Source organism: Thomasclavelia sp., assembly GCF_017889095.1.
Taxonomy (GTDB): domain Bacteria; phylum Bacillota_I; class Bacilli_A; order Erysipelotrichales; family Coprobacillaceae; genus Thomasclavelia.
On the sequence record NZ_JAGHEW010000104.1, the window covers coordinates 1 to 9,109 of the forward strand.

The window sequence follows — 9,109 nt, forward strand, 5'->3', positions numbered from 1 at the left end:
AGAGTAGAAAAATTCTACTCTCTAATTGCTTATTCAAATCTTTTTGCCACATCTTGAAGATATTCAATAATTGATAAATGTTGTGGACAAACTTGTTCACATTGACCACAAGCAATACAATCACTAGCTTTACCAAATGTTTTAGTAAGATTATTGTAATATTCCCCTTGTGGTGTCCAGCCTTTTTCTTCAACTTCTTGTAAATCTGCATTATATAAAGAAAAATACTTAGGAATAGCAATTTGCATTGGACAACCATCAACACAATAAGCACAAGCAGTACATGGAATTGCAATATTAGCATTGATTGCATTAACCGCTTTATCAATTAATTTATATTCTTCATCATTTAGCGGTTTAAAATCCATCATATAGCCAGTATTATCATCTAACTGTTCCATATTTGACATTCCACTTAAAACCATCATAACATTATCTAAGCTAGCTGCAAATCTAATTGCCCATGAAGGTATTGACATATCAGGATGATATTCTTTAAACATTGTTTCTACTGCTTCAGGAACTTTTGCTAATGTTCCACCTTTAACCGGTTCCATAACAATAACTGGTTTATTATGTTTAGTCGCCACTTCATAGCACTTACGTGACTGCACTCCTTGACTATCCCAATCAAGATAATTAATTTGTAACTGCACTAATTCAAATTCAGGATGTTCTGTTAAAACTTTATCTAATAATTCAGGTCCATCATGGAATGAAAAACCAATGTGTTTAACAAGACCCTGTTCCTTCTTTTCCATGATCCAGTTAAAACAATCTAATTTTTCATAAACTTCAATACTATGAGTATTAATATCATGTAATAAATAATAATCGAAATAACTTACACCCGTCTTTTTCAATTGTTCATTGAAAACTTTATCACGATCTTCTTTAGTTTTAATAAAATTTGAATGTAATTTAGTTGTTAAAGTGAAACTATCACGAGGATGGCGATCAACCAAAGCTTCTTTAGCAGCATTTTCGCTATTAAAACCACAATACATCCAAGCTGTATCAAAATATGTAAAACCTCTTTCTAAAAACGCATCTACCATTCTTTTAGTTTCTTCAATATCAATTTTACTTGCATCATCTGGATCTAATGATGGTAAACGCATTAATCCAAATCCCAATTTTTTAGCCATTATCTTTCATCTACCTTTCTAGATATTTCTATCTAAAATAATTTTAATCATAATCAAAGTTTTTGTCTAGGCAATATTTACAAAAAATAACAGCATTCACCTTTTAAAAGATATTCTTTTACAAGATAAAATTGTTTAATGACTTTAAAAAGGCTATAATATAATATAGTGAAAGGAGCTCAAAAATGAAACGATTTTCTAAAATTTTTTTAGCTTTACTGCTAACATTTTCTCTTAGTGCCTGTAATAAACAAAATAGTTCTGATCAAAAAGCGATGCAAGATGAATTTGATCAATTTATTGAACAAGAATTTATCGATACTTTAGAAAGCAGCTACATTTCTTTACATTCATTTATTGAAAAACCCGAAGATTTTAATATCGATATCAATAAAGTAGATATCGGTTTTGGTAGCGGTTATAGTGAAGCAGAATTACAAGAAGCCAAAGAAATAACTGAAAAAACAGCTAATCAATTTGATGAGTTTGATCGTGATTTATTAACCGCAAGCCAGCAGGAAACTTATGATATTTACCAGCAATCAATTGAAATCGCTCAAAAATTAAATGATGATAAATATCTATACCTAACTCCTGTTTTCCAAAGTGCTACTGGTGATCACTGTCAAATACCAACATTATTAACCGATTGGATCGTTAGAAACGAACAAGATGTTAAAGATTTAATTACGCTAATTAATGATACTGATCGTTATTTTCAAAGTCTACTTGATTACGTAAAAGTTCAGGCTAAAAAAGAAACATTATCAATCAATATCGATGAAGTAGTTACTTACTGCAATGGTATTGTCGAAAAAGGAAATGATAGTCCCATTCTATCATCAATGCTTAATAAAATAGATGCTTTAACGATTGACGACAGTTTAAAAACCGACTATAAACAACAGTTAACTAGTGCCTTTAACCAATCATTTATTCCGGCTTATCAAAATATCATTGATACTTTAAGTTCACTTGATCAAAGTAAAATTAATGATCAGGGACTAGCTAATTTAGAAAACGGAAAAGAATATTATCAATTACTATTGCAAAACATGACTGCATCAGATAAAACCGTGCCACAAATTCAAGAAGAAATCGAAACAGCCATGGAAGATACTTTACAACAAATGCAAACATTGATTATTTCTAATCCTAGTTTAATGTCCGTTTATCAAAATAATTTTCAAAATGTTAAAACAAATTATAATGACTACCAGCAAATCATTGATGATCTAGACAGTAAAATCAAAGACGATTTTCCAGATATTGGTACAATTGATTACCAGGTGGCGGCAATTGATCCATCACTTGCCAATGATAGTGTGGCTGCTTATTATAACTTACCAGCATTAGACAGTACGACACCAAATCAAATTCGCGTTAATTCTAATAATAACGAAATTGATTTAAGAGACGTTGATACTTACCAGACTATCGGTCATGAAGGCATGCCCGGACATATGTATCAGGTTAATTACAGTTATCAAAATCTTGATAATAATTATCGTAAAATTTTAGCTCAAAATTCTGCTTACCAAGAAGGCTGGGCGGTTTATGTTCAATACTATATAAATAAATATTTAAGTGATCAAATCAATAGTGATACTTTAGAATTAATGAAATACAATAATATTTGTTCTTATTATGCAATGATTTTATGTGATATCGGAATTCACTATGAAAACTGGGATCTTGATGATTTTGAAGAAAATTTAAATGATTTTGGCTTTGTCATCAACGATAAAGATGCTTTAAAATCACAATACAATCAGCTTAAAGATAATCCGGGTATTTTTATTCCTTATTATTATGGTTATTTACAATTTAGCAATCTAGAAACTAAGGCTAAAGAAGCCTTGAATAATAAATTCAATGATAAAGATTTCCATGAAGCGCTATTAAAAAGCGGTTCAGCATCTTTTGAAATTGTTGAAAGAAATGTTGATGAATATATTCAAAAAGAAAAATGATTCCCGCGGGAATCATTTTATTTTGAATAATGCAAATGGACCAGTTTCCACTGATTAGCTTCTTTAATTACTACTTGCGTTTCTAGCCCTTGAATACCATACTTTTCACCACTATCTCTTCTAATACATTCAGTGCAATATTTAAATACCACAATAGCCATTTGTTCATTAATAAAATTAACTTCAATATCTTGAGCAATTAAAGCAATTTCCTGATAAGCTTTTTGGATGGTGCCAATAATAAAATCCTGATAAATACTTTCCTTCCCTTTAAACTCATCAGTAATTGAAATCAAAATACATTCCTGTTCATTTGACCAAAGCTTATCAAATAGCTTACGATCTTGGCGATTAATCAATTCTTGATAGTCATGAACCAATTCTTTTACCCGTTCTATTTCACTCATTATTATTATCTCCTTAAACATTTTTGAATAAATTGATCATATATTTCAATTGTTTGATCTTTCCAAAAAGCTGCTCCACCATGATCGCTTTTACTAACTAAATACAACGTAGCATCCTTATTAGCTTTAATCAAAGCCTGATATAATTCAACACTTTCCTTACAAAAAACAGTTTTATCTTTTGTCCCATGTAATATTAGCATTGGCGGAAAATCTAAATCAACGTAAGTCTTAGCATTAGCCTCCCTAGCTTTTTCCATATTTTCACGAATATTATATCCCATTAACATTCCTTCAGGGCTATCAGGCAACTGATGATTTAAAGTTGATGGAAACCCATCACTCATCGTAACATCAACCGCTCCATATAAATCAATTATTCCTAAAACATGACAGTTTTGTTCATTAATCGGATCATCAAACAAAGCACTTTTAGCACTCATGCCAATCATTGCACTAGTATGTCCCCCTGATGAATCTCCCATAATAATTACTTTATCAGGATCAAGATGATAATCCTGGTGATGTTTTTTTAAATAACGAATAGCATTTTTACCATCAATAATTTGGGCTGGAAAATGGGCAATACCACTATGACGATATTCAACAATCGCACAAACATATCCTTTTCTAGCCAAAAGGCCTAAATTAACTACATTTTGATAAACATCCTGCTTTTTCCAGGCCGAACCTTGAATAAAAACCACAGCTGGAAAAATTTTATCAGGCTGATTAAATATGGAAGGCATAATGATTTGTAAATGCAAGTCAATTCCATCGCGGTGATCATAAATAACATCCGGTAAATATTTCACTCCAATTTCTTCACCGGTCATCTCAATATATTTTGCCCCTGGTACATCTTTGTCATATTCGATCATTGTTTCATAAGTATAATTAGCTACTTTTATTTTCATTTTTCCGTTTCTCCTAACAATTTTTCAACACATTCATCTAAATGTCTGACTACATTTTTAGCTGCTTCTTGTACTTCTTTGGGACTATAATCAAAAGTAAAACTATTATCTAAATATTCCAGCATACAGATATCATTATAAGAATCACCAATGCAGGCAAGATCATTTTTATCTACTTGATAATATTTCTGGATTATTTGAATTCCACTTTTTTTAGAACAATCTTTTGGGGCACAATCAATTGCATTAATGTTTTGAAATACTTCTAAATCTTCATATTTTTCTAACGTCTTTTTAACTTTACGAGCGTCAGCTTCATTTTTTAACAATAACGAAAAACTTAGTATTGTTTCACCATGCAATTGCTTTAATGATGTTAGTCTGGTAATTATCGGATTATCAAAATCCGCTTCGATATTTGCCATAAACAATTTGTCCACTGTTGCAATCAGCATTTCTATCCCTTGATAATGTTCATAGACATCTTTTATTGTGGCTAGAGCGATATCCTTTTTACTAATCACTTTAAAATCTTGATCCAAAACAATTGCCCCACTATTAACAATATAAAAATCAAATGTAAATTCACTAGAAGCAAAATCAGTTACCCCAATTAACGGTCTGCCGGTGCAAACTCCAAATTTATGACCATAAGATTGAAATTTCTTGATTGCTTCAAGATCATCCTGACGATAATTTTCTAACTGATGTTCAAAATATAATGTTCCATCAAAATCGCTCGCCAATATTTTCACACAAAACACCTCCTATTTAACTGCACCCTTTTTACATAACTTAATAATTTCTGCGTTAGTCAAATAACGCCATTTACCAGGCAATAAATTTAAATCTAATTCTAGTTCATTGAAAGCCACTCGTTTTAGTGCCACCACTTCATTATTACTACTTTTAAACATTTTTTTAATTTGATGATACTTACCTTCTTTAATCGTAAGAAAACAATGATACCGATCAATTATTTCTAACTTAGCTGGTAAACACTTGACTTTTTGATCAATGATTATCCCCCTAGCAAATAAATCAATCAATCCAAACTCTAGTTGCTTTTTGGTTGTTACTAAATACTTTTTAGCAACATGATGTTCAGGTAACAATAATTGCTTCGATAAACTTTTATCATCGGTAATTATCAATAAACCAGTTGTATCCTTATCTAACCTTCCTAAACAATAACAATCAGGTCGTTCGATCAAATCAATTACACAAGGGTATTTTTCATCATGATTAGCACATATATAACCTGCTGGCTTATTAATCATAATATAAGTAAACGGGTTTGCTTTTAATAATCTGTTTTGATAAACAATCTGGTCATCAAAAGCTACTAAATATCTAGGGTCTTTAATAATTTGTTTATTTACCATTATTTTCCCTTGTTTAATTATTTTTTTACAAAACGAAGCTTTACCCAAACCATTTTTCATTAGCACATAATATAAATCTTTCATTTTATCACCAGTATCTTCTTTTTATTAGTATATCACAATTAAAACAATGATAAGATAAAAATTCACTAATGATATTTAAAAGTTTAAGTATCAATGATATAATTTTTATAGCTAATCACACTTTTATAACCAATTTCAAATTACTGGAGGTGAATTTATGTCAAGAAGTTCTGGTGGCGGTAGGCGCAGCAGTGGTGGTTTTGGAGCCGGAAGATCATCAGGTGGTTTTTCTATGAATGGACATCGTTCAAGTCGAATGGCAAACCACAGCTCTAAACACTACCACCATCATACCTATATTCCAATTCGACCGTTTGGAAATCGCTATTATGGTTATGGCGGTAATTATGGCAATATTGGAGCAACAGCTATTTTGATTACCATCGGAGTTGTGTTAATAATGATTTTTAGTTTATTTTCAATGGGTAATTCTTCCAGTTCAGTCGCTAAAAATACTACCGAAAGAATACCCCTTAGTAATATTGTAACTAAAACCGACTGGTATCATGATGAATTAGGCTGGATTCGTAGTGAGAATCAACTGATTGAAGGCTTAGAACATTTCTACAATAAAACTGGTGTTCAACCGTATGTTATGTTGATTAGTTACAGTGATGATTACTGGACTAACGGCACTTTTAACAGCACCAATGCAATTAATTACCTAAATCAAGTTTATCAAGATAAGTTTAGTGATGAAGGTCATTTCATTTTCGCCTATTTCTCTTGTTTAAACGATAGCGAAAGTGAAATGAATGGTGAATTCCGCTATCTATCCGGCTATGCCGTTGATACGATCATGGACAATGAAGCTTGCAATATTTTTGAAGGATATTATGAAGAAAACTATTATAACACTTCGCTTTCAACCGAAGAGTTAATTAGCCAAACTTTTAGTGATACTGCAGATTCAATTATGTCAAGACCAACTAATTTCTGGGATTTTGCGAAAATTGGAATTATCGTTATTGCTGCAATTGTAATTATTATTGTAGTTTATAAACTTTATAAAGCGAAAGTAAAACGTGAAAAAGAAAAAGAAGAGTATGTAAAAGATATCTTAGACAAACCATTAGAAACTTTTGGTGAAGATACTAGTGAATTAGAAGAAAAATATAAATAAAAGGAGAAATTAAAATGGGAATTATTTCAAGATTTAAAGACATCATGTCAGCTAATATTAATGCATTATTAGATAAATGTGAAGACCCCGCAAAAATGATCGATGAATATATGCGCAAAGTTACTGAAGAATTAGCTGAAGTAAAAAAAGAAACTGCCGGTATCATGGCAGAAGAAAAAAGAGCAAAACGTGTACTTGAACAAAATGACCAGCAAATTACAAAATACGAAGAGTTAGCAAAAAAAGCTTTACTTGCTGGCAATGAAGATGACGCTAAAGTTTTCTTAAAGAAAAAACAATCTTATGTAACTAATGGTATTGAACTTCAAAAATCGTATGATATTGCTCATGATAATGCCGTTAAAATGCGTCAGTTACATGATAAATTAACTAATGATATTCAAACATTACAACAACGCCGCCAGGTTGTTAAAGCTAAAGTTGCTGTTGCTGAAACGCAAGAAAGAATTAATAAAGTTACTAGTTCTATGGATGCTGCCAGCGGATCAATGCGCGCTTTTGAACGAATGGAAGAAAAAGCCGACCGTATGCTTGATGAAGCTAATTCAATGGCTGAATTAAATGAAGAACCAACTGATTTAGCTGATGAATTAGAAGCTAAATACGCTAATGATGATCCATTAGTTGATGATGAATTAGCAAGATTAAAAAAAGAAATGGGATTATAATAAGCTCTAAATGAGCTTATTATTTTTTATTAAGGGCATATAAATGTTCATAAAAATCAATCACAAAACTGCGTTTTCCTCTTTGATAATAATTAACTAAATAATATATCACGATCAAGCCACCTACTAGGGCACAAAGCATATCAGTCAAAGAATCATGAACCCCAGTAGTATAATGATTAATACAATCATTATTAAACAAAATCAGCATTAAATATTCAAAAAACTCCCATAACAGGGCAATCGCTAAATTACTTGAAAAAGTAAATAACAACAAGATTTGATAATCACCTGGATCACTTATTTTCCGCTTATTTTTAAGCAAACAAAAAAGCGATATCATCAATAATGAAGCTAAAATCCCACTAAAAAAATGAACTATTTTATCAAAATAAGGATAATGATAACCATTTAACCCACTTCCAATAAGTGATGCTAGATAAATAAAAGTAATATTAACAATTTTAACTTCAATAGACATTTGCCATTTCAACAATTTAAAAACTGTAGGAATTAACCAGGGGGTAATAATAGCAACCAAGGTCATCATTAAAGCTTCCTGATCATTATTATTTAAATTAATTATCATAGCCATTATCACAGTTATGATATAAACAACAACCACACTATAAAAAACTATTTTTTGTTTCATTAAATAACCTTCTTTTACTAATATTATGACCAAATAATTCTTTTATAATATATGTAATAAAAACTATATTTTGATTAATTGGTTATTTAATAATTCTTAATATTTTTTTAAGCATCTTTTTAATATCTATTTGCTATGATTAATATAAAAGGAGGTCTTAGTATGAATCCTATCGTTGCAATTGTCATAATATCCATAATTGAACTAGTTGGTATTGGTATTTTTATCCATTATCGCCACAATGAATAGGATCATTGATCCTATTCATTTTATTCTTGTTTTTTCTTTTGTTGGAAAGATGCTATTTTAATATATAGAGCATTTGGTAAATAGCGTCCTAATGTCATAGCCACTTTCATTTTAACAGTTGGAATTATTACCACTTTACCCTGTTTCATTTTCTTTAAAGCATAACAAGCACAATAGTTGGCATCAATTCCTTTTAAAGCAAATTTAACTTTAGCCACATCATTAAATTCGGTATCAACAGGACCAGGACATAAACAGCTAAGATGAACTTGACTATGCTGTTCTTTTAATTCTCTAGCTATCCCTTGTGTCAATGAAGTTACATACGATTTACTAGCATAATAAGTTGCCATATGAGGACCAGCTGGCATTAATCCGGCCACTGAACCAACATTTAAAATATAGCCATGTTTATTTTTTTCCATTTTCGCTAACATCAATTTAGTTAAAAGATGTAAAGCTTTAACATTAAGATCAATCAT

The 9,109-nt window shown here is 30.6% G+C and carries 10 protein-coding genes; 3 read left to right on the forward strand and 7 right to left on the reverse strand.

Annotated features, from left to right (window positions below; translation table 11 throughout):
- Nucleotides 1-29 precede the first annotated feature (29 nt).
- Nucleotides 30-1,151, reverse strand: coding sequence for an aldo/keto reductase (locus tag J7M77_RS04770; protein WP_367236744.1), 1,122 nt, complete (start codon nucleotides 1,149-1,151; stop codon nucleotides 30-32).
- 182 nt (nucleotides 1,152-1,333) lie between these two features.
- Between J7M77_RS04770 and J7M77_RS04775 the strand changes: the two genes are divergently transcribed.
- Nucleotides 1,334-3,121, forward strand: a complete 1,788-nt coding sequence (locus J7M77_RS04775) for a DUF885 domain-containing protein (RefSeq protein WP_296876546.1) — start codon at nucleotides 1,334-1,336, stop codon at nucleotides 3,119-3,121.
- Nucleotides 3,122-3,138: 17 nt separating this feature from the next.
- Here J7M77_RS04775 and J7M77_RS04780 read toward each other — a convergent pair whose 3' ends face one another.
- The 4 genes from J7M77_RS04780 to J7M77_RS04795 are packed head-to-tail and all read right to left on the reverse strand — an operon-like array spanning nucleotide 3,139 to nucleotide 5,914.
- Nucleotides 3,139-3,528 carry a nuclear transport factor 2 family protein gene (locus tag J7M77_RS04780; protein WP_296876548.1) on the reverse strand — a complete coding sequence of 130 codons (390 nt, stop codon included), beginning with the start codon at nucleotides 3,526-3,528 and terminating at the stop codon, nucleotides 3,139-3,141.
- 5 nt (nucleotides 3,529-3,533) lie between these two features.
- Nucleotides 3,534-4,445, reverse strand: coding sequence for an alpha/beta hydrolase (locus J7M77_RS04785; protein WP_296876550.1), 912 nt, complete (start codon nucleotides 4,443-4,445; stop codon nucleotides 3,534-3,536).
- The gene (locus J7M77_RS04790; protein WP_296876552.1) at nucleotides 4,442-5,200 is read right to left on the reverse strand and encodes an HAD-IIB family hydrolase; all 759 of its coding nucleotides are present in this window, start codon (nucleotides 5,198-5,200) and stop codon (nucleotides 4,442-4,444) included. The genes J7M77_RS04785 and J7M77_RS04790 overlap by 4 nt, the downstream gene beginning before the upstream one ends.
- Before the next feature lie 12 nt (nucleotides 5,201-5,212).
- The gene (locus tag J7M77_RS04795) at nucleotides 5,213-5,914 is read right to left on the reverse strand and encodes a pseudouridine synthase (protein ID WP_296876554.1); all 702 of its coding nucleotides are present in this window, start codon (nucleotides 5,912-5,914) and stop codon (nucleotides 5,213-5,215) included.
- Nucleotides 5,915-6,071: 157 nt separating this feature from the next.
- Between J7M77_RS04795 and J7M77_RS04800 the strand changes: the two genes are divergently transcribed.
- Nucleotides 6,072-7,037 carry a hypothetical protein gene (locus J7M77_RS04800; protein WP_296876556.1) on the forward strand — a complete coding sequence of 322 codons (966 nt, stop codon included), beginning with the start codon at nucleotides 6,072-6,074 and terminating at the stop codon, nucleotides 7,035-7,037.
- Between the two features lie 14 nt (nucleotides 7,038-7,051).
- Nucleotides 7,052-7,726 carry a PspA/IM30 family protein gene (locus tag J7M77_RS04805; RefSeq protein ID WP_296876558.1) on the forward strand — a complete coding sequence of 225 codons (675 nt, stop codon included), beginning with the start codon at nucleotides 7,052-7,054 and terminating at the stop codon, nucleotides 7,724-7,726.
- Nucleotides 7,727-7,745: 19 nt separating this feature from the next.
- Here J7M77_RS04805 and J7M77_RS04810 read toward each other — a convergent pair whose 3' ends face one another.
- Nucleotides 7,746-8,378, reverse strand: a complete 633-nt coding sequence (locus tag J7M77_RS04810) for a DUF2238 domain-containing protein (protein ID WP_296876560.1) — start codon at nucleotides 8,376-8,378, stop codon at nucleotides 7,746-7,748.
- Between the two features lie 269 nt (nucleotides 8,379-8,647).
- On the reverse strand, nucleotides 8,648-9,109 hold a 462-nt coding region (locus tag J7M77_RS04815), incomplete at its 5' end, for an SDR family oxidoreductase (protein WP_296876562.1).

Excerpts from the sequence above, each read along its gene's own strand:
- J7M77_RS04775 (WP_296876546.1), top strand. The coding sequence starts at position 1,334 with ATGAAACGATTTTCTAAAATTTTTTTAGCTTTACTGCTAACATTTTCT.
- J7M77_RS04780 (WP_296876548.1), bottom strand. The coding sequence starts at position 3,528 with ATGAGTGAAATAGAACGGGTAAAAGAATTGGTTCATGACTATCAAGAA.
- J7M77_RS04785 (WP_296876550.1), bottom strand. The coding sequence starts at position 4,445 with ATGAAAATAAAAGTAGCTAATTATACTTATGAAACAATGATCGAATAT.
- J7M77_RS04795 (WP_296876554.1), bottom strand. The coding sequence starts at position 5,914 with ATGAAAGATTTATATTATGTGCTAATGAAAAATGGTTTGGGTAAAGCT.
- J7M77_RS04800 (WP_296876556.1), top strand. The coding sequence starts at position 6,072 with ATGTCAAGAAGTTCTGGTGGCGGTAGGCGCAGCAGTGGTGGTTTTGGA.
- J7M77_RS04805 (WP_296876558.1), top strand. The coding sequence starts at position 7,052 with ATGGGAATTATTTCAAGATTTAAAGACATCATGTCAGCTAATATTAAT.
- J7M77_RS04810 (WP_296876560.1), bottom strand. The coding sequence starts at position 8,378 with ATGAAACAAAAAATAGTTTTTTATAGTGTGGTTGTTGTTTATATCATA.